We start from the raw sequence: 20,654 nt of genomic DNA on the forward strand, positions 1-20,654 counted from the left end.
TCATCTTTATTTATCTGTGTGCAGCTATATTTATGTCTACAACTTAGGTAAAATTTCTGGCAACATCTGACCGGGAACTTTGGATAAAGCTAGATTTTGCCCCTGTATTCCTAATTCATTGTGGAAAGCACGAATTGTTTTCACCACATACGAAAAGGTTGTTTGATAAGCTTCCGGTTGTTTACTCAATCCATTTAAAGCTTGCAAATGATTATCTAATGCTGCTTCTAAATGTTGAGAACGTTGTGTTTTATCGCCAGTGAAATATTTATCTGTAGCAATCTGATAATGGGCTAGCCCTAAATTATTGTGTGTAGCTAGCAAATCAAAACTTAAAACCGAAGCATGAAGCGAGCGCGCGATCGCCAATGCTTCATTGTAAGCAGCGATACACAATTGCAAGTATTTATGCTTATTTTCTTGATTTGTCTGTGATAGATTTGCTAAATGCCAGTAGGCTGTGCCCAGGTTGTTTTGAGTAGCTGCACAGCCGCTAGGAACAGCCGCTGGGGTGCGATATTTCAGAGCATCACAATACACATCAATAGCCATCTGAAGATTGTGGGCTGGTTGCTCGTATTGTGCCAAATTCCAGTAGGCTGTACCGATGTTGTTTTGAATCATGCCATACTTTAGCGGTTCATCATCAGCGCTGTAGTGAGCAAGTGCTAAGTTATAAGCTGCGATCGCTTTCTTTAAATTCACTACAGGTTGATTATATTGCCCTAAATGCCAGTAAGCAGTACCCAAATTATTCTGACAAGCTGCATACTTTAATGGCTCCATTGCCACTGTTCGGTAGCGCAATGCTTCGTTATAAGCGACAATTGCTTGCTGCCAACTCTCAGATGGGTTAGCAAAACGCGCTAAATCTCCGTAAGCTGTACCTAAATTATTTTGTACGCGCGCGTAAGTTTCTGGGTGCGTCTGTGGCGATATCAGCTTTAAAGCCAACTTATAAAATTCAATACCTTGCTCTATATAAGTTTGTCCTTCTTCAGAATTGGGTGGCGTGCGGTATAACATCCAGTAAAGTGTACCCAAGTCATTTAAGATATCTGGCAGTTGTGGTGAGGTATCATCAAAGGTGACTGCCTCCTGATAAGCAATAATTGCTACCATCAGATTCTCTAATGTTACTTGCCCTTGTTCAATCCGCAGGCGATAGAAGTTTCCTAAACGATGATAAGCAGCGGCTAGTACTTCTCCTGAAGCATTCTGTGAGTGTAATCGTTCAATTTCTTCAAGTATGTGCTGCGCTTGGGAAATGTCATCATCATCTTGAGTAACCTTAGTATTAATTGTTGTTAATACTAAATCAGTTAATTCCTTACTAATATGAGCTAAAGATGGCAGTGCTGGAAGTTTCTTTTCGCTGAGTCTAAGCGGAGCTTTTTCCTGCTTAATATCAACTTTCAATAGCTCCGTTGGTAGAGAAACTGCTTGTGGTTGCTGTCCATTATTTACTGGTGTCTCTGGTTGAAAATCGAAATCATCCTCAAACTTCAGTTCGCTTTCTTCTGCTGCTTTTAATTCTGCCTGAGCGACTGCTTGCTCCAAAATCGATGGTTCAAAATTGTCAAAATCCAGACTTCTAGAACCTACAAACCTTTCTGGATAGCCTCCATTATGAGTAGTTGGTGTCGGTTCGCCTGCAAAGAAAAATACACCAGTACGCCAATGCCAAAACTGTGGTGCTGACTGCTGAATGGCAGATAACCAAGGACGTGGAACCCATAAAAGCAAGCTAGATTCTAGGAAGCGGCTGGATTCTTGGGTAGATAAATACTCCTCGCTTAAGCGGAGATAGTGTAAAAATAAACGCTGTACTGCAACTGGTTGTCTGGTTAATAGCTCTACACCCACAATTTGAAATGCAGGTATCGGTAAAGGTCGTCCTGGGGTGTCTTTTGATGCTCCGACAATCGGCGGTGGATAATTATTTAGCCATTGATTTATCTGCGCTATGGGATTGGGGTCGCTTAAATTTAAACGCAAAGTTGCTAGGCGTGGATAGGCTGGGGTGCTACTTTCCAGGCTATCTTCTGGTTGATAGAGTACTTGCCCAACGGGATAAGCCAAGGTAGAATGCAAACGGGCTGCTACTTGGTTTCTTAAGTGTAAATCGTCACAAACTGCGAAAAATAGTTGTCTTCGTAAATTCAGACTCAAGGCAAGTTTTAGGCGGTGATATACTTGCCGATTCCAAGCAAAATTGTCTGTGTGTGCAGTATCATTCACGCTCATAGTGGCTACAAAGCCAAAACACAGTTTACATTCTCTTCAGAGGATCATTTAAGCAGTCAAAAATCGAACCATAACTATGGTCTTCATCTAGTTGCTGTGCTGCTCAGTACTAATTTGGCTTTCTGGTTTGAAAGAACAATAAAGTGTATAATTATACTTCAATAAACATCATTATTGTAACAAAAATTGATAATCTTGTGGCTGAACAAACTTCTGTTGTCTAAGGATTGATTCAGCAATAGTCAATTTTGACTCTGCCTCTACATTCCAGTTTACAGAGATCCGCACCTGCCGACTCTTACAGCAAAGATACTTCCCGCAAAGAGAGTTGAATAAGCAGTAATTATCCGAACTTGGGAGTTTGTTCTATGATGCCAATGTCAATGAATGATGTAATCGATCGAATTGCGATCGAGGCAGAGCAAAATCCTAGTGACAACGTTGTCGAATATTACTGTGACCCATACGCATATAATTTGTTGAAGCCAGAAGAGATTAAAAATGGACTCTCTCCAGAGCGTATTAGCGAACTCAACCAGGAAATTATTCTGAGACAACACTTACCCTCACCCAGGCTAACTGTTGATGAGATAGATGCCATCCTCTCAGATTATCCCTACAAGCTTCCAGTTGAATTTTATGACCTATATCAGCGAGGCAATGGAGTCTTACCCATTGGGTTAGGAGATAAAGATTGGGATTGCTATTACAACTACTTTTATTTTCCCGACCCAGAGATTTGTTTGTTTTCACTTGGTGGGGCAATGAGCTTTTACAATCTTCTTAATAGTTTTGACAGATACCGAGCCAAAGTGGAGCCAAATATATTTCCACTGATACAAGCAGAAGTCGGAATTTGGGCGATCGCTGGAAGTGAGACTCAGCAACCTACTTCTCCTGTTTTTCGCTTCCACGAAGAGGATCTGTCCGTTAAAAACTTTAAGATTAGAATAGTTTGGAATAGCCTTACTGAGATGATTTCTGACCGATGCTCAGAACGTGTTTGAGCGTAGTCGCCAAGTGTAGGTTGGATAAAGCAGAACAGGTTTTTGTCTACAATTAGTGAGTAATTTAAGCTAATCCGCGCGGCGAGGTACGGTCTAGCAAGGCCCATGTACACCGACCGTTGAAAGATTATCTGTGAGAGTTCGAGAATATCAGACGCTTACGGAGAAATCATATCAACATACGCCACCTAAGTTTTTCTGAATTTAATTCGCTCCGGACTTGTGAAATCCTATACTTAGTCCTCTTGCTTTCATAAAAAATCAGGCTCCTAGCAAATGGAAACCTGAAATCTGAGAGAAATTAAATTTTATTAAAAAACTTTCTGTTCAGCTTCGGTTACGAAACAGAGAAGGCGACGAAAATCAAGCCACCAACCAAAACTGTACCGGCGATTCCTAGAAAAATATAGGTTCGCTGTTGCCCTGCATTGGGAGGTTCTGCCGCATAGACCTTAGGTTCGCGAGCAAAATTATTCAGACGACCGCCTTCTTCAGTTGTATAGGGCATGAACTAAATTCCTTGTTCTTATCTTTTGTTTAATTGTTGCATAAACTTCATATTATGTTTTCACGAAAAGTAAAAAATCTTTACATTGGTATAGAGTCAAGAGTCCATTGTCTAAACTTTTTTGACCAATGACCCATGACCAATAACTATTTAGTAATGGTGCCTGTGAGTGGTGAACTAGCGCTGGCGTAGTCTTTAATAGGCATTCTGCCAGCTATGTATGCCAAACGACCGGCGACTGTGGCTAAATTCATGGCGCGTGCCATTGCGGGTGGATTTTTAGCCAAAGCGATCGCACTATTAATTAATAAGGCATCTGCACCTAATTCCATCGCCTGGGCTGCTTCTGATGGCGCACCAATACCAGCATCTACTACCACAGGTATACCAGCGTTTTCAATGATTATCTGGATGTTAGCGGTTGTCTTCAATCCTTGTCCCGAACCGATAGGCGATGCTAAAGGCATGACTGTAGCACAACCGACTTCTTCTAAGCGCTTGGCTAACATCGGGTCAGCGTTGATGTAGGGTAATACAGCAAAGCCTTCTTTTACCAATTGTTCTGCGGCTTGCAGCGTCCCAATCGGGTCTGGGAGTAAATATTTCGGATCTGGGATGACTTCTAGCTTGACGAAATTATTATCTTCCTGTCCCAAAAGTTTTGCCATTTCTCGCCCTAAACGCGCTACCCGAATCGCTTCTTCTGCGGTTTGACAGCCTGCGGTATTAGGTAACATCCAAATTTTCTGCCAATCGAGTGCTTCGGCTAAACCTTCATGTCCCGCAGCTTTGGTTTGTACCCGCCGCACTGCTACGGTAACGATTTGACAATCACTTGCGACAATACTTTGCTGCATTTCTTCAATGCTGCGATACTTTCCAGTACCAGTCATTAAGCGAGATTGGAAGGTTTTGCCAGCGATAGTCAGTGGTGAGTCTTGGGTGCTGAGTTGTGAGTTATCTAAAGCAACAAGAGAATGATGCCCATTAGAGAAATTCGCAGAGTGAGTGAGCATGGAGGTAGATGTTTTGGGGAGGAAGCGCGAATAGTGGAAATGAGAAAGTAAAGGGTCTGATTTGTGTTCGGAAATCAAATCGGCAATTAAGGCGGCGGTTATCGGTGCTAGCAGAATACCATTGCGATAATGACCAACAGCCAAAGTTAGATTTTTACAGGGGCTAGTACCCAGAATTGGTAATTCATCTGGGGTAGCTGGGCGAAATCCCCACCAAAATTCCTCTATGGGATAATCCTGTAATTGTGGATAGAGGCGGATAGCTTTTTGTAGTAGGCTTTGAATACCTGCGGGGGTGTTGTGAGGAGTAAAACCAACATCTTCGCTAGTCGCGCCAATGATAATCGAGCGATTTCTTCTCGGAACAATGTAAGTCTCTTGCCCATACAAAACTCGTGTCAGGGGCAATTCTGGTAGAGATTCTGGCACTCGCACCCGCAGCATTTGTCCTTTGCGCGGACGCACGGGTAAGGGTAATAATTCATTTGACCAAGCACCAGTGGCTAAAACATAACGATCGGCGTGAATTACGCCTATACTGGTTTGCACGCCCAGCACTTTGCCCTGTTGCTGCAAAAATCCTTCAACGCTGACGCCATCTTTGAGTTCTACACCAAGGGACTCAGCCGCCGTCCACAGAACACGTGCTAAGGCGCGATTATCTACTTGTGCGTCTTCGGGATACCACCAGCCCCCAACTACTTCGGCTGATAAACCTGGCTGATATTGCTCAATGGCTGTTTTATCTAACCAGTAAGCTGGTGATTCACGGGCGGATGGTAACAAAGCAGCATTTTTTTGGTCTTGCTGCTCGTAAACAGGTGCTAAGATGCCACAAGGCCAGTAATGTGTGGGTAAACCAGCGAGTTCTTCAAGTTTGCGCGTCCAGTCTGGATATAAAGCACGCGATCGCCAACACAAAGCATACATTGCTTCGTTTGTCAATTTTTCCGCATCTGGTGCTAACATCCCAGCCGCCGCATGGCTAGCAGCGGCGTTAAAATCACGGCAAAGCACGGTGACATTTGCCCCGCGCAGTTTCAGTTCTACAGCGATCGCCAAGCCAATAACGCCGCCGCCAATAATTAAAATGTCACTAGTCATTAGTCATTAGTCATACATTATTAGCCATTTATCATTAGTACATAACTAACAACTCATAACTAATAACTCATCACTCATAACTTATAACTTATAACTCGCAACCAATGACGAGCAACCTCTACCATAAGGCACGAATCGGTTGCGAGTTTTGATTGCTATCACTCGATTGGGTATCTGTAGATTGAGCCTCTGTAGATTGAGTATCTGTAGCGCTTGTGTCTGAAGAGTTTTCTGTATCTGATGTTGAGTCGTTAGTCGAGGTATTATTTTGAGCAACGCTGCTCCCACTTTCAGTTGTCGAAGCGTTATTTCTGCCCGCAGCTGTACTATTAACATTAATATTAGCTGGGAGAACTTTTGAGGTTCTACCACCAGGAGGAACGCTAGCACTCTGTACGCCCATTGGAAAGTTGATGCCTAGCAATGTACCCAACAATATTGCCAAGCCTCCAGCCATCAGAATTAACGGTGTCCATCTACCCATGTTGTTTTGCTCCTTTTTAACCTTTAGTTGTTTACTTTATGCGAGAAATTGCCAAAATCTGTCAAATCTTGGTTTTCTGACGATCGATTTTCATAAAACACCAGTCAGTACGTCAGGCTAAACGCAGGTCTGTTGTAGGAGAATGGGGAGGAAGCGAACGCTGCGTTTAATTACGCGATTCGCTGCTGATACTTCGCCTTCTACCTTAACTGTACAGTTACCAGATCGCCAACCCGGCGATAGTTTATTACATTAACACCGCCATTGTAGAGGTCAATACTATTTTGCAGCAAAGTTCTTCTTTAGTTAGCTTCACAATGGACAGTATTTTGTCTGAGTCTTTGGGTAACGCAACCGACTTTGGCGATCGCATCCACTCATTGGTTTAAATTAGCAAACTGGCTTTTTGTTGTATATTGGCACATTGCCTTGAAAGTTGTCTCGCAAGTTCCAGTCTTATGACCCCAAATTCCTCACCTCAACTTTGGCTCTATGACACAACGCTACGGGATGGTACTCAACGTGAAGGACTATCGGTGTCCATAGAAGATAAGCTACGCATTGCTAGAAGACTCGATCGATTAGGAATTCCCTTCATTGAAGGTGGTTGGCCTGGTGCCAATCCCAAGGATGTACAATTTTTCTGGCAATTACAGGAAGATCCACTGAAACACTCCGAAATTGTGGCTTTTTGCTCCACACGTCGCCCTAACACCACTGCGTCATCAGAATCGATGCTGCAAGCCATTCTCGCGGCGGGTACGCGTTGGGTGACAGTTTTTGGTAAGTCTTGGGATTTACACGTCACAACAGGTCTAAAAACAACTTTAGAAGAAAATTTGGCGATGATCCGCGATACGATTGAGTACCTTTTTGCTCAAGGGCGGCGGGTAATCTATGATGCCGAACATTGGTTTGATGGCTACAAGCACAACCCTGATTATGCTTTACAGACATTAGATGCGGCGATCGCAGCTGGTGCAGAATGGCTAGTTCTGTGTGATACCAATGGCGGGACTTTACCCCATGAAGTGAGCCAAATTGTCCAGGCAGTCAATAGTCATTTATCAACAGTCATTTGTCAAGAAATAAGGACAATCCCTCAAATTGGCATTCACACTCATAATGACTCCGAGCTAGCAGTTGCTAATGCTTTAGCTGCTGTTATGGCTGGGGCAAAGATGGTACAAGGTACAATCAATGGCTACGGGGAACGTTGTGGTAATGCTAACCTCTGTTCGTTAATTCCCAATTTACAATTGAAGTTGGGTTATAGCTGTATCGGTGAAGACGAGCTAGCGCAACTTACAGAAGCTAGCCGTTTTGTGAGCGAAGTAGTCAACCTAGCTCCGGACGAACACGCGCCTTTTGTTGGTAGGTCAGCATTTGCTCACAAAGGTGGTATTCATGTCTCCGCAGTCGAACGCAATCCCTTAACTTACGAACACATTCAGCCAGAACAAGTGGGAAATCGTCGCCGCATCGTGATTTCCGAACAATCTGGTTTGAGTAATGTGTTAGCAAAAGCCCGGACTTTTGGGATTGAATTAGATCAAAATCAACCAGAAGCACGGCAAATTCTCCAGCGGATGAAAGAATTAGAAAGAGAAGGATATCAATTTGAAGCCGCCGAAGCAAGTTTCGCCCTGTTGATGTACGAAGCTTTGGGGAATCGCCAGCAGTTCTTTGAAGTTAAAGGTTTTCAAGTCCACTGCGATTTAATTGAAGGCAAAGAAGCAAGCAGCGCTTTAGCGACAATTAAAGTAGCTGTTAATGGTCAGAATATTTTAGAAGCTGCGGAGGGTAATGGCCCTGTGGCTGCTTTGGATGCTGCTTTACGCAAGGCTCTGTTAAACTTCTACCCCCAAATTGCAGAGTTTGAGTTAACAGATTATAAAGTCCGGATTCTTAACGGACACACAGGTACAGCAGCAAAAACGCGGGCACTTGTAGAATCGGGTAACGGCCATCAACGCTGGACTACCGTAGGTGTTTCAACAAATATTTTGGAAGCTTCCTATCAAGCTGTTGTAGAAGGTTTGGAGTATGGTTTGTTGCTGTACTCCCAAAAAGAACCTGTATTTCTCTCTACCCGCAAGTCGAAAGCTGAGAACACGACTATTTCTGAATCTTAAATTTATATTTTCTCAACAGGTGTTAACTGCCCAGAAATATTTTAATTAATCGCAGCTAATTGCCAATCTCAAACCTTACTTATTTTTCTTCCCACACCAAAAATACGATTGGCAATCTGGGCAAACACCAACAAGTTGTTACGAGAAACTTTCCCAAGCTTGAGCTACCAACTTACTCAGCCAGCGTCGTTGCTGCTTATCGAGCATAGAATCGTCGGCTAACACCTGGGCAGTTAACTCTTCTAAGGATTGACCCTGCGCCCGCACAATTTTAATCACTCCAGCGATCGCAGATGCAACCAGTTCTTCATCTACAGGTCTGTGTTGCAGGGCAACAATGTCTTGGGGGCTGTCTGGGATGGGATAATTCATGGCGTGGGTTTACAGAAATTCAGAATGAACAATATGTTTGACAAATTATTAAAATTTCTTCACCAAATCTTTATGCAACTGATAGGGCGGAGTTTAGCGTATTTCATGCCTACTTGAAATCTGTCTTAGTGAGTAGATTTAGCGGAGATGTCAGAAAAAAAATGAAAGAGCTACTTTATTTAGAAATTCCGACTCCAGATACAGTTGCGGTATGCGGTTGGCTGCAAGCAGATTTTCAACCGGGGACTTGTGAAAAAATAATCACTCCTGACGGATTGCGCCTCAGAGTAACTGCTGAAACTACAAATGTTGGGGTCGCTATTCCCGAAAATTTACCTAGAGAACTTTCCATATTTGTATGGTCGGTGCAGCGAACTACCTATCTAAAAGTGTTTCGTTGGGCAGACAAACCCTTTCCCCAAGAAGCACAAATTTTACAACGCTTGATTGCTGACATCAGAAGCCGCTTTCCGCATAACTATCCTGAACCTCCAGCAATTGACTTATCTCAACAATCGATATTTGCAGCCTTAGCGCCCTATTACCCCCTGACAGTCAAATATTTTCAGAAAATGCCCAATGGGGAATACGATTTGAAACGTGCCTATTGGTGGGAGCAACGATGGCGTGAGGGTGTAAGGAATCCACAACAGCCCCGTCAGGTGGTGTTCTCAAATAGCAGGGGAGCCAGGGAGCCAGGGAGCAGGGGAGATTCTGCCTCATCGCCTACCTATGACATTATCTACATTGGCGGCGCTTTAGGGGCTATCCATGCAGCAGTAATGGCTAAATTAGGATATAAAGTCCTACTGGTAGAACGAATGCCTTTTGGGCGGATGAACCGCGAATGGAATATTTCTCGCGATGAACTTCAAAGCTTAGTTAATTTAGGTTTGGTAACTAATAGCGAGCTAGAAACTGTCATTGCACGCGAGTATAAAGACGGATTTAATAAGTTTTTTGATGGTAATAATCCACCTAAATTGCGATCGCCTGTTTTGCACACCCCGACAGTATTAAATATCGCCCTCGACTCAGATAAATGGCTGCAAATGTGCGGTCAAAAGCTGCGCGCCGCAGGTGGTGAAATTTGGGATGAGACAGAGTTTCTGCGTGCAGATATTGACAAATCTCAAGTTGTAATTACAGTCAAGCATTTACCCACTCAAGAAGAGAAGCAAGTCAGCGGAAGGCTGCTAGTAGATGCGATGGGTACAGCCTCTCCTATTGCTTGGCAATTAAATGGTGGTCGGGCTTTTGATAGTGTTTGTCCGACAGTTGGGGCGGTAATTGACAAGGGATTTGAGCCGCAAGTTTGGGATTCCCAATATGGCGATGTTCTCTACAGTCACGGGGATATTTCTCGTGGGAGACAATTAATTTGGGAATTGTTTCCGGGTATTGGCGAAGAACTCACAATTTATTTGTTTCATTACCACGAAGTCAATCCGCAAAATCCTGGTTCTCTGTTAGAGATGTATGAGGACTTTTTCGCGATTTTGCCTGAGTATCGACGGTGCGACGTAGACAAGCTGGTATGGAAGAAACCTACCTTTGGATATATACCAGGGCATTTTAGTGTTGGCAGTCGCGATCGCACAGTTGCTTTTGATAGATTAATTGCGATTGGTGACGCCGCATCTCTCCAGTCTCCGCTGGTATTTACTGGCTTTGGTTCCCTAGTACGCAATTTAGAACGGCTGACAAAACTTTTGGATATTGCCCTTAAACATAACTTGCTGAGTTTCCGTCACTTAAATAAAATTCGCGCCTATCAAAGTAACGTTTCTGTGACTTGGCTATTTTCTAAAGGTATGATGGTGCCCACAGGTAAATTCTTACCGCCCCAAAGAATCAACTCCATGCTAAATACCTTCTTTGGGCTGTTGGCAGATGAACCTCCAGAAGTAGCAGACAATTTCATTAAGGATCGATGCGATTGGTTAACCTTTAACCGCCTAGCAATCAAAGCAGCACGCAAAAACCCAGCGCTGCTATTGTGGATTTGGGAACTGGCTGGCCCTAGAGATTTATTCAGATGGCTGGGAAATTATTTTAACTTTGGTCGTCATGCCTTCGTCAGTGCCGTGCTGAGTGGCTGGTTTCCCCGCTTTCTACAGCAAATAGCACCTTGGGTAGAACCTCGCCACCCATCACTGTGGTTACAGCTATTAGCTATTAACTACGCTATCAGCACAGGTAAACCGCGATCGCCCAGTCAAGTAGCAAAAATCAATCAAGCAGACACTATTCAAAAATCGGAAGCGAGAATTTTAAATTAGTCATTAGTCATTAGTCATTTGTCATTAGACTCTTGACTTTTGACTCTTGACTCTTGACTACTGATTTTTCTTATGAAAATTTGGTAACTCAACAGATGCCAAAGACTTGCGCCCCTTGGGTGGACGTTTGGGATAAACCACGGGGGAGGGTGAATTATCGTCTGTAGTAGAGCTACCCAATGAGTCTTGGCCTGCATCCGGCAAAGGCAAGTCTACCTGATTCAATTGTGAAATTTCCGCCCAATAGTCTTCATCTTCTCCGGTATCGCTTGTTTGAGCGATCGGTGCAGTGGGCGATACTGGTGAGTTTTTAGCTGATGAAGAGGCGTTATTGACTACCCAACTGATAGGGTTACTATCTTTGGTAGAATTCTGTTCTTTCACAGTTTCTGCTTGCTCATCATCCGTAACTGTAGTTGCCATTGTTTCCCAAACTGATACATCATCAGCTGGATTGCTGTCTACATCTGTTTCAATAGTTTCAATAGTAGAAAATGAAGATGTATGTGCAGGCTGCGCAGCAAAAAACATTTGGATCAGGCTATCAATTTGCTCATCAATGTTCGATGAACCCGAAGGCGAAACTATTTCTGGCTGAGTAGAAAAATCGTCAATAATCTTAGATGCTTCCAAAAGCGGAATTGTTTCTGGTGAAGTTTCTGGTTGTGCTGGTATGGGCTGTTCTTCTCGGTTTGACCAATCCCAAGGGGAAGATGGAGGGTTAAAAGGTTCACTCTTGTGATGTGGAGGTGTGGCGGAAGATTCTTTCCAGGAAGTATCTAAATTATCAGTTAAAGATTCTGGTTCTGCTGACCAAGGCTTAATTGGCTGTGCATTAGGAAACAAAGACCGAGCTTTTTTCGCAAATCTTGATTGTTTAGTATTTTTCTCGCGGGTATGGCTTGCAGTATCTTCTAGAGAATCATCACCAGGAACTGGTGTCTCCAAACATTTTTCCAGAGCCGCTTTAAATTGTAGGGTCTGGCGTTGTTGACGCATTAGCCTAGTACGTAACTCTCGACAGGAATTTTCTGACTGTAATAGCTGCTGAGATTGTTCGCTATAGTTAGTTTGCAGCAGCGAACATTCACGTTCTAGTTGGGCAAGGCGTTGCTGGCTAATTTGTAACTGTGCTTTATAAGTTTCTATGAAGATTTCTTGACGCTGAACGTTTTGTACGGCAGTTTCTAATTGTTGGAATAGAGATTTTATTTGTTCTTGCGCTGCGGCTAGTTCCTGAGTTTGTTGATTCAGCATTGACTCAGTAACGCTATGGCGTCTTTTTTGCCACTGCATAGCCTTTTCTGAGTCAACTAATTCACCTTTGAGTTTTTCTACCTGCTCGTACAAACCATCGTTAGCAGAACGCAATTCTTCATTCAATGTCAGCAGTTTCTGAAATTCAGAATCGATCGTGGTTTGTTTTTGGATGTCAGGTTCAGCAACCCAGTCTTGCTTGGCTGCATCTACAGGGATAGAAGAAATTTGAGCTTCGTACTGTTCGTCTTTTGCTGGCTGAAGAAGTGGTAATTTTGAAATTGCCATATTTTCAGTAGGCACAACAGCATAAAACGGACAACTCGCCGACTCGATTTGTGGCGAATTAGCAGAATTTAAGGATTCACTAAAAGCCCCATTATTTGAGGGTTCAGCTTCATTCATCACTCTTGACCCACCTGCTTAAAATTGTTCAGCAGTGCTGGCGTTAGCATTGCTTATCGATTGTGTCCGAATTGGGGTTGACGCAAGTAGCTGGGGGAAACCGGAGAAGTCCCTGGCTGTAGCCGTGGGGAGAGTTACTCTAGAAGCCAAGTGTAGCCCTCCTCCAGCATGAGTAATTAATCATTGATTTCAGTGTTCCCCATTTTGCATCCATAACTGATGACGTTATAACATTACAAAGTTATTTCCCGCCAACTTAAGAATGACAGGAAAATTTTTTCAGATGCTAATTACAGATGCGATCTTGCAAGATCTTAATCAACAGTTATTTAGTAATAACTTGTTGGCACGAATTCATCACTAGGGAAGCGTTAGCACTGTATCTAATTTAGCAAACAGCCTGCCATCAGATGCAATTAATCTAAGAAATGTGGCATTGGTCAAGAGTCGAGAGTCCAGAGTCAAGGGTCAAAAGTTGTTTCTTTTTCCCCCTGCTTCCTGCCCCCTGCCTATTCTCCTGCCCCCTGCCTATTCTCCTGCCCCCTCATCCTTATTCACGGTAGCCAATGAGGCGCGAATCCATCTAGGGGAAGCTTCTCTGGCTTGATTTCGGCGGTAGTAGTGTCGGCGATGGGCATGAGAGGCATTAACCAAAGACTACTAGTTGCGATCGCTTCTCCATCATCGGTTTTTAACGGACTGTTAGATACTGGTGCAGTAACTTCTTGTGCTACTACTTGGTCAAATAATAAGCCTAAACCATCTGGTGATAGGCTCATTTGCACATTTCGCTGGTCGACGGGCAGTACTAGCAGTGGTTTCTGTTGTGCTGTTTTCAGATCGATGGCTACTAAATAAGGCTGTTCTATGTATTGTTCTTTGGATACTAACTGGGTTAGCAAACAGTAAAGAGTAGGAGAAGCTGGATCGAACTGGCAATTGAGAATTGAGCCAGTTGTTTTCAACAATGGTTTTTGGATTCCTTGGTTAGTCACCAAGAATAAATCTCGCGTGTAATCTGTATTAAACTTGACCATTGCTGCTTGCGAGCCATCTTTAGAGAAAGCCTGGACTAACCCAAACTGGGGTAGAAAATCCAAAGGTTTGCTAGCATCCCCCACAAGAGGTAAAATTGCTGCTCCTTGACCTTGCGCAACCGCTACAGCTTTGCTATCAGGTGTAATCATAAAGTCTCCCCCTGGTTGGCTTTTCAGGGGTTTAGCAGTGGGTTTTTCTGTTGGTTTATCGCTAGTGGTTGGCATCACCCACAGCCCAAACTCGCCAGGATTCGATTTATTTCCGCGCTGGATGACAATTGTTTGCCCATCTGGCGATAAGTCAAATTTGAGGTTTTGATAGTCTTTACTATCTAAAATTAGGTCAACTCTACCTGGTGCTTGTGCTTGTTCGCCAGCTTTGCTAGAAATACCTGTTGTAACTGTGTATAGTTGCGCCGAAAGTAAGTCTTGGTTTTTACTAGTACGAGCCGAAAATAAAATTTTCTCCCCATCTGGAAATGGCTCAAAATCCATGACAATTAAATCTTTAGGGGTAAGAATCTTTTTTTGCTCTTGAGTTAAGTTGTAGAGAATTAACTGTCCCTGTTCTTGTGGATCGACACCTATATAAAGAATTGCGCGATCGCGTGTGCGAAAAGTGCCTGTAAAAGGCTGAATTACAGTATTTTTGCCCTCTTTGCGGGAAAATTGATCTTTAGCTCCTTGCAACTGGACTTTATAATTCGTGCCATAGGGTGCTGGTGTCAAAAGTGTATACACCATCCGCCGTCCTGCCCAACTTATTTTCCCAGCTAGAGGCGGCTCAATTTTCAAGTTATCTTCTACACTTTTCCCATCCATTGGACGGCTAAAGGTGAGAGTAAAAGATGTATCTTCTGCGCCAATTTGTTGGTTCTGCCAGTTGAAACTCCGGATGCTAGGCTTGACACCATCACCTTGCCAGATGAGCAACCCAATTAACAAACTTAGCACTAACATGAATGCGATCGCTACACGATCGAGTGGTTGAATAAATTCTTTGGATTTAGCCATTGGTCATTTGTCATTTGTCATTGGACTGGGGACTTTTGACTAATACACATAAGGATTCTTGGGTTGAGGAATCTTTTTCAGCGAAGTAGCGGCGATGGTGAGTTGGCGTTTTCCAGAGAGATTTTCTGTTAGCATTTGCCCTTCTACTTCTAGCCAAGTATCAGCTGGATAGCGATCGCGATCCTCTTGAAGTTTGACAGGCAATCCTACAGGGTAAGCATCTGCGGCACAACAACTGAGGACAAATCTGGCTAAGAAAATGTATTCTTTACCTAAATTTGGTGGTTGGATGACAAATCCCTCTACCTTAACTTTTTGCCCTGTATATGAGTCTGGTTCGGGATATACATTAAGCGTGCGTACCCAGTCTACAAGCGATCGCTCTTCGGGACGAACGCTAGCCCGAAATGATTGGGGTCTGACTCGTGAGGTTCCCAATGAATCAATTGTCACACCCCGTTGAAGTGCTTTATCACTAGCAAAGACTTGCGGTGTAATGATAAAACCCAAAATCGCTGTTGTTAAAAGCAAACTAGCACCCCAACCAGGCGGAAACATATTGATATGCATGGGGTTGGGTACGTCATCCCGCCGACGCCGTCGCCAGAGTTGTATGGATTTAAACAAACTAATAACTAACAAGCCAATAGCACCAGCAATTGCTAACCCAAAATAATCAGGGTGAATTAACAAGTTTAACTTGCCTGTAATCCAGTATTTTAAGATTAAAATTCCCCAAGCTGTAATTGCTAAAACATCCAGCCAAGGTATTAACAGATTTCGCAGTTTAGATATAGATTTTGGTTTGGGATTCATGGGAAAGGGTCAATAGTCAAGAGGAGCCAGTCACGTGCGGTGAGACCAGCGCTGCGGGAGGGTTTCCCTCCGTAGGCGACTGGCGTTCCCCGTAGGGGTTCTCGCAGAGTACCCGAAGGGAGGTTCCCTCCGTTAAGTGTAGACGCCCGAAGGGCGGCTTCTCGCAGAGTACTGGCGTTCAACAGTCAAGAGTCAAAGAGCATAAAACTATTGGCTTTGGACTTTGGACTCTTGACTAATTAATTTACATGACGTGCAAATTCAAAAACAAAGTAAACAAAAACGTTAATAATCCTGCTAAAGCAAATAAATAAAATAGAGCCTTCGCTTTGAAAATTGATAACATCAAACCTACGCCTTTGATGTCAATCATGGGGCCGAATACCAGAAAAGCTAACAGAGAACCACTGGTAAAAGTGGAAGCAAAAGATAGGGCGAAAAATGAATCTACTGTAGAACAGATGGATACAACTGCGGCTAATATCAGCATGGCCACAATTGAGCTAATCGGCCCCGCACCTAGGCTGAGTATTAATTCCCTAGGTGCTAATACTTGAATAGCAGCAGCGATCGCACTTCCGAGAACCATTACTCCGCCTAATTCTCGTAGTTCTTGAACGATATTATCTACTACTAAACGCAGTTTATCTGCAAGGGGTTTAGAGCTAGGAGATGATGGGCTGTTTGCGTCAATTAAATTATCATCTATGCGCGCAGTTAAGCTACCTTTTCCTCCTAGGATATAAGTTCCAGACTTCAACAAAGTAGAACCTGTTGTATTCTGTTGTGTTTGATAACGTCGCCCCCGGCGTGTTGCTTCTGGTGGGGCTGGGGGATTAAATTTGAGGTAACGAGCTAACGCCGGTTGGGCAATGGGAATTAAGTCTTTTTGAAAACTAAAAACAAAGCCAATAATTGTCGCGATCGTTAAAGACAATACGATGCGTAACACCACTATTTCTGGCTGATCTCGAAACGCTGTCCAAGTTGACCAAATTACTATGGGGTTAATTGTCGGTGCTGCTAGCAAAAAACCTATTGCTACTGGTGTGGGTACTCCCTGCATCAGCAAGCGCCGCGCTACCGGCACGTTACCGCACTCACACACCGGAAATAAAAAGCCGATTGTGCTACCAACTAAAGCGCCCAGTATTGGATTTTTGGGCATTTTTTCTACCAGTTTGCGCTCATCTACAAAAAATAGCAGCACGCTGGAGAATAAAACTCCCAGAAGCAAAAAAGGTATCGCCTCGACTAGCAAACTCAGAAATAGGGTGAAACCATTGTTCAGTTGATTCATGGGTGTCGCAGTCAAAAGCGGTTTGGAGTTTTGAGGGTATGCTTTGTCATTTTATCGGAATGGGGATCAAATGCAGATGGGGATAATTTAAGCTCATTTCAGTCAAGAGTTGATCTGGTGTTTATACTAACGCTTGAGAATTACAAAGCCTCAGTTACTGACAGTTAATTATGTTAATTTGGGTGGATTTACTGACAATTACCATTCTGAAGAATATTTATCCTGATAAATGGTTCCAATTATAGAGGGTAATCACTTAATGTACTATATTTAATTCCCTATGTTTATACTTACTGTAATTTTGCTAGTAAGTGTGTTAGCTTCCACGGATTTTTATAAAGGGTTCACAGTTTTTAAACAATTTAGGAGCAATGTTATTAGCTGCATCTGAGAATTTTTTTAATTTTTGGCAAAATTTCATTATCAAGCAAACAGCGCGACAAAGATTTAACATCATAAGTTCCGTAGTGCTGAATGGCAATAGGTCAAGCTAGGGATGGAACAAAGACGAGCAAAGGCTAAAATGTTAGCTTATTGATTGCTAGTTTTTATACAAAGTTAAGAGTCTCAAGTGGCACAAGATTTCAGTTTTCAAATATCACCACCATTTTTATCTCAGGGTAGCGATCGCGATCTCGGTTTAGAGTCAACTCTCCAAGAACTGTCAATGTACAACTTCCAAGTGGAACTTAGCTGTACCGCTATAGAAGTTGCACGAATGTTTGAAAAGTACCCTTTGCTACCAGGCGCAATCTTACGCGAACAGGGTAAGTTCGTCGGGATGATTTCGCGGCGACGACTTTTAGAATTTTGGATTCGTCCTTACGGAAAAGAGTTGTTTTTCCGGGAACCACTGAGTATGCTCTACAGCTATGCACGAATAGCGATTTTGCAGCTTCCGGAGACGACACCAATTTTGTCAGCAATGCAACTTACTTTAAGGCGATCGCCTGAACTGGTAGCAGAACCTGTGGTGGTACAAACTGCACCTGATACTTATAAGTTATTAGATGTATATGAACTAAATCTTGCTTCCTGGCAAATTCGCGGGATAGAAACTCAAGTGCGCTATGAACGCAGCCAAACCCAAATGATTCAAAATGACAAAATGGCTAGTTTGGGACGTTTGGTAGATGGGGTGGCACACGAAATTTTAGACCCCGTAAGTTTTATCTGGGGTAACTTAACTTATGTTTCTAACTATAGCCAGGACTTGCTCAAACTTATAGCAGCTTATGACCAAGAATCACCTGGTGGTTCCAATTACATTAATTATCTTAAAGAAGAGATTGAATTTGATTTTCTAGAAGAAGATTTATCCAAAGCATTAGCTAGTATCCGCACTGGGGCAGAAAGATTAAAAAAACTCGTCACTAGTTTGCAAAACTTCTGTCATATCGATGATGTCTATCCCAAGCCAGGAGATTTACACGCTTGTCTAGATAGTATTGTTTTATTAATTAATAGCCGGATTCAAGGAGAAATTGAAATAGTTAAAAACTACGGTCACTTGCCACCAGTATATTGCTTCATGGGGCAATTAAGTCAAGTATTAATGAATATTTTTACTGAATCAATAGATAGCTTACTGAATGAAATTGTCCGCCATCAATTCCATCCAGAGACTACAAATAGTATTGAAAAACCGCGAATTGAAATCACTACAAAAATTATTCCTCGCGAAGCAATCAAACCAGGAGCGCCCGATTCTCGCTGGGTTTCTATTTGCATTGCTGATAACGGGCCGGGTATGTCTTTAGAGTTACAACAGCAAATTATTGAATCCTACACTATGGAGAAACGTGCTGATAAAACAACTAGTTTAGCTGTTAGTTATCGAATTATTACAGCAAGACATGGAGGTAAGTTAAATTTGCGATCGCAACTTGGTAAAGGTACGGAATTTGAAATTTTATTACCTTTGCTATGATTAAAATGGTAAAAATATTGCTTTATAAATATAGAATTAGCGATCGCACCCTAGACGAGCGATAAGTTCACTATCTCACGCTGCTTTGATACACTATGGGCGATCGCTTGAGTATTTTCGGGTTAGATTTTTGGCACCTTTTGGCGCAAGCTGCAAAATCTCATCAAATTTATCCGCTTAAACCATCATATCTATTTGGGTCTTTTTTCTCCTTTTTTTTATCAGGATCTTTTTTGGGTTTCTTAGCTTCTCTGTTACCCTTTTTTTCTTTAGACATTATTTCTCTCCAAATGTAATAATGAGTAAAATTTAGCTATATGAGCTAATCAACAAATTACAGAATGTTCCAAAAGTGCAGAAAGCCGTGACCGGAAACTACTTCAATCACTATGACGGCTACAAAGCCTATCATTGCTAGACGACCATTCAAAATTTCTGATTGAGGAGTAAAACCCCCAAACCAAGCATTGCGTTGATTTGAACTCAACTCTTTAACTTTTGTCGTGTTTGGCATAAAGATGGCTCTAAATTTTTCAATTTCTTTTAAGCTTTAGTCTCGAATAAATCAACAATTTTTTGAGGCTAGTAATAGAAAGCTATAGCCGCAAAAGATGATTACCCTACTGCATAGCAGCGATTATGGAGTTGAAGTAACCATTAACTTCACTAACATCTTCAGCAGCTATCATGGAAGTGACAACGTTCTTCATCATACGGATACTTTCAGCGACAGCTTCAATCGGAGTACCGAGAGATCTGTACATTTGGCGGACACCAACAACACCAATCTCTTGAATCGGTGTAGAATCACCAGCTACGATACTGTAAGTTACCAAGCGCAGATAGTAATCCATGTCCCGCAGACAAGTCGCAGTCATTTCTTGTCCGTAGGCGTTGCCACCAGGTGAGATAATATCTGGACGCTTTTGAAATAGTTGATTTCCAGATTGCTTAATAATGTTCTGTCGGTTCTCTGTGATGGCTTTAACTAAGCGCAGACGACGATCAGCATTTGCTGTAAAAATCTTAATTTGTTCTATCTCACCAGGGGTGAGATAGCGAGCTTCAGAGTCTGCGTTTAAAATTGACTTCATGATCGGACTCATTAACAGTCTCCTACAAAAAAATGAAATTATATTTGCTCTTTCAGGATTCTATAAACCTGCTTCACTAGTAGGCTGAGAAAAAGCTACTAATGAAAGTTTCAGTTGCTTTCGATTAAAACTTAAAAGTTTAGACGCTAAAATAGCACTTGTGGTCGTAAACAAATAATCTACATTTCAACCGACAAGTAAATTTTTTCATCTTTTAACTAAAGTAATTTGCTGAAATTAAATTATCATTGTACATTCTGCCATCGCCAAGTTTTTTCCCACTGACGATTAAGCCTGCTGATATTTTTTCCCTTCAGGTTTAGCCAACTTAAAGTGGCAATACCTGATTTTGAGTTTTTCAAATTTGCTCCAGTAAAATTTACTTTGCTGAAATTGGCTTTAAATTAGGCTTATTTCTCTCAGATTTGCCTGCCTAAAATTTCTTCTTTCACTGGCTGCATATAGGTTTAGACTTCCTTGGCATCCATATTGGTTGCCTCGCAATTTGTAGCGTTATCGCTTTTTATCTATCTTTAATTGTATGCCATAATCTGCAATTTTGCTCAAATTGCAGATTTATATAAGCTGACTGCTTAAATATGCCTCTATATTTAGATTCTAGAAGACCACCGAATTTTTTAGCTGC

At 42.4% G+C, this 20,654-nt stretch carries 16 protein-coding genes and 1 pseudogene; 4 read left to right on the forward strand and 13 right to left on the reverse strand.

Features of this window, described 5'->3' with window-relative positions:
* Positions 1-36 precede the first annotated feature (36 nt).
* The gene (locus tag AACU33_RS33150; protein ID WP_096594503.1) at positions 37-2,247 is read right to left on the reverse strand and encodes a tetratricopeptide repeat protein; all 2,211 of its coding nucleotides are present in this window, start codon (positions 2,245-2,247) and stop codon (positions 37-39) included.
* A gap of 368 nt (positions 2,248-2,615) precedes the next feature.
* Here AACU33_RS33150 and AACU33_RS33155 point away from each other — a divergent pair, with 368 nt between their 5' ends.
* The gene (locus AACU33_RS33155) at positions 2,616-3,254 is read left to right on the forward strand and encodes an SMI1/KNR4 family protein (RefSeq protein WP_096594504.1); all 639 of its coding nucleotides are present in this window, start codon (positions 2,616-2,618) and stop codon (positions 3,252-3,254) included.
* A gap of 337 nt (positions 3,255-3,591) precedes the next feature.
* Here AACU33_RS33155 and psb34 read toward each other — a convergent pair whose 3' ends face one another.
* The 3 genes from psb34 to AACU33_RS33170 form a co-directional block, all read right to left on the reverse strand.
* Entirely contained in the window at positions 3,592-3,762 is a 171-nt protein-coding gene (psb34, locus tag AACU33_RS33160) for a photosystem II assembly protein Psb34 (RefSeq protein ID WP_339376425.1), read from the reverse strand.
* 146 nt (positions 3,763-3,908) lie between these two features.
* Positions 3,909-5,882 (reverse strand): glycine oxidase ThiO, encoded by a 1,974-nt coding sequence (gene thiO, locus AACU33_RS33165; protein WP_096594505.1) that lies wholly within the window; start codon positions 5,880-5,882, stop codon positions 3,909-3,911.
* A gap of 118 nt (positions 5,883-6,000) precedes the next feature.
* Entirely contained in the window at positions 6,001-6,366 is a 366-nt protein-coding gene (locus AACU33_RS33170; RefSeq protein WP_096594506.1) for a hypothetical protein, read from the reverse strand.
* Positions 6,367-6,824: 458 nt separating this feature from the next.
* Between AACU33_RS33170 and cimA the strand changes: the two genes are divergently transcribed.
* Complete coding sequence (gene cimA, locus AACU33_RS33175) at positions 6,825-8,501, forward strand: citramalate synthase (protein ID WP_096594507.1); 1,677 nt, start codon at positions 6,825-6,827, stop codon at positions 8,499-8,501.
* A gap of 138 nt (positions 8,502-8,639) precedes the next feature.
* Here cimA and AACU33_RS33180 read toward each other — a convergent pair whose 3' ends face one another.
* Positions 8,640-8,873 carry a hypothetical protein gene (locus AACU33_RS33180; RefSeq protein ID WP_096594508.1) on the reverse strand — a complete coding sequence of 78 codons (234 nt, stop codon included), beginning with the start codon at positions 8,871-8,873 and terminating at the stop codon, positions 8,640-8,642.
* Between the two features lie 161 nt (positions 8,874-9,034).
* Here AACU33_RS33180 and AACU33_RS33185 point away from each other — a divergent pair, with 161 nt between their 5' ends.
* On the forward strand, positions 9,035-11,155 hold the full coding sequence (locus AACU33_RS33185; protein WP_096594509.1) for an NAD(P)/FAD-dependent oxidoreductase: 2,121 nt from the start codon (positions 9,035-9,037) through the stop codon (positions 11,153-11,155).
* 57 nt (positions 11,156-11,212) lie between these two features.
* Here AACU33_RS33185 and AACU33_RS33190 read toward each other — a convergent pair whose 3' ends face one another.
* The 5 genes from AACU33_RS33190 to AACU33_RS33210 all read right to left on the reverse strand — a co-directional run bounded on the left by AACU33_RS33190 (position 11,213) and on the right by AACU33_RS33210 (position 16,984).
* A complete protein-coding gene (locus tag AACU33_RS33190; protein ID WP_096594510.1) occupies positions 11,213-12,817 on the reverse strand; it encodes a hypothetical protein in 1,605 nt (534 codons plus the stop codon).
* Positions 12,818-13,371: 554 nt separating this feature from the next.
* Positions 13,372-14,868, reverse strand: coding sequence for an Ig-like domain-containing protein (locus AACU33_RS33195; protein WP_096594511.1), 1,497 nt, complete (start codon positions 14,866-14,868; stop codon positions 13,372-13,374).
* A 39-nt stretch (positions 14,869-14,907) separates the two neighbouring features.
* Positions 14,908-15,684: a TIGR03943 family putative permease subunit gene (locus AACU33_RS33200; protein ID WP_096594512.1), complete on the reverse strand. Its 777-nt coding sequence runs from the start codon at positions 15,682-15,684 to the stop codon at positions 14,908-14,910.
* Positions 15,681-15,866: a hypothetical protein gene (locus tag AACU33_RS33205; RefSeq protein WP_339376426.1), complete on the reverse strand. Its 186-nt coding sequence runs from the start codon at positions 15,864-15,866 to the stop codon at positions 15,681-15,683. The genes AACU33_RS33200 and AACU33_RS33205 overlap by 4 nt, the downstream gene beginning before the upstream one ends.
* 62 nt (positions 15,867-15,928) lie before the next feature.
* The gene (locus AACU33_RS33210; protein WP_096594513.1) at positions 15,929-16,984 is read right to left on the reverse strand and encodes a permease; all 1,056 of its coding nucleotides are present in this window, start codon (positions 16,982-16,984) and stop codon (positions 15,929-15,931) included.
* A 571-nt stretch (positions 16,985-17,555) separates the two neighbouring features.
* Between AACU33_RS33210 and AACU33_RS33215 the strand changes: the two genes are divergently transcribed.
* The gene (locus AACU33_RS33215; protein WP_096594514.1) at positions 17,556-18,914 is read left to right on the forward strand and encodes a sensor histidine kinase; all 1,359 of its coding nucleotides are present in this window, start codon (positions 17,556-17,558) and stop codon (positions 18,912-18,914) included.
* Positions 18,915-19,248: 334 nt separating this feature from the next.
* Here the strand turns inward: AACU33_RS33215 and AACU33_RS33220 are convergent, their stop codons facing one another.
* From AACU33_RS33220 to AACU33_RS37690, 3 genes and pseudogenes are all read right to left on the reverse strand, one after another.
* Complete coding sequence (locus AACU33_RS33220) at positions 19,249-19,428, reverse strand: chlorophyll a/b-binding protein (RefSeq protein ID WP_096594515.1); 180 nt, start codon at positions 19,426-19,428, stop codon at positions 19,249-19,251.
* Between the two features lie 106 nt (positions 19,429-19,534).
* The gene (locus AACU33_RS33225; RefSeq protein ID WP_096594516.1) at positions 19,535-20,020 is read right to left on the reverse strand and encodes an allophycocyanin; all 486 of its coding nucleotides are present in this window, start codon (positions 20,018-20,020) and stop codon (positions 19,535-19,537) included.
* A gap of 233 nt (positions 20,021-20,253) precedes the next feature.
* Positions 20,254-20,388 (reverse strand): annotated as a pseudogene (locus tag AACU33_RS37690) (hypothetical protein); the annotation flags it as partial.
* Between the last annotated feature and the right edge of the window lie 266 nt (positions 20,389-20,654).

The organism is Calothrix sp. NIES-2098, from assembly GCF_963875125.1.
Lineage (GTDB): Bacteria > Cyanobacteriota > Cyanobacteriia > Cyanobacteriales > Nostocaceae > Aulosira.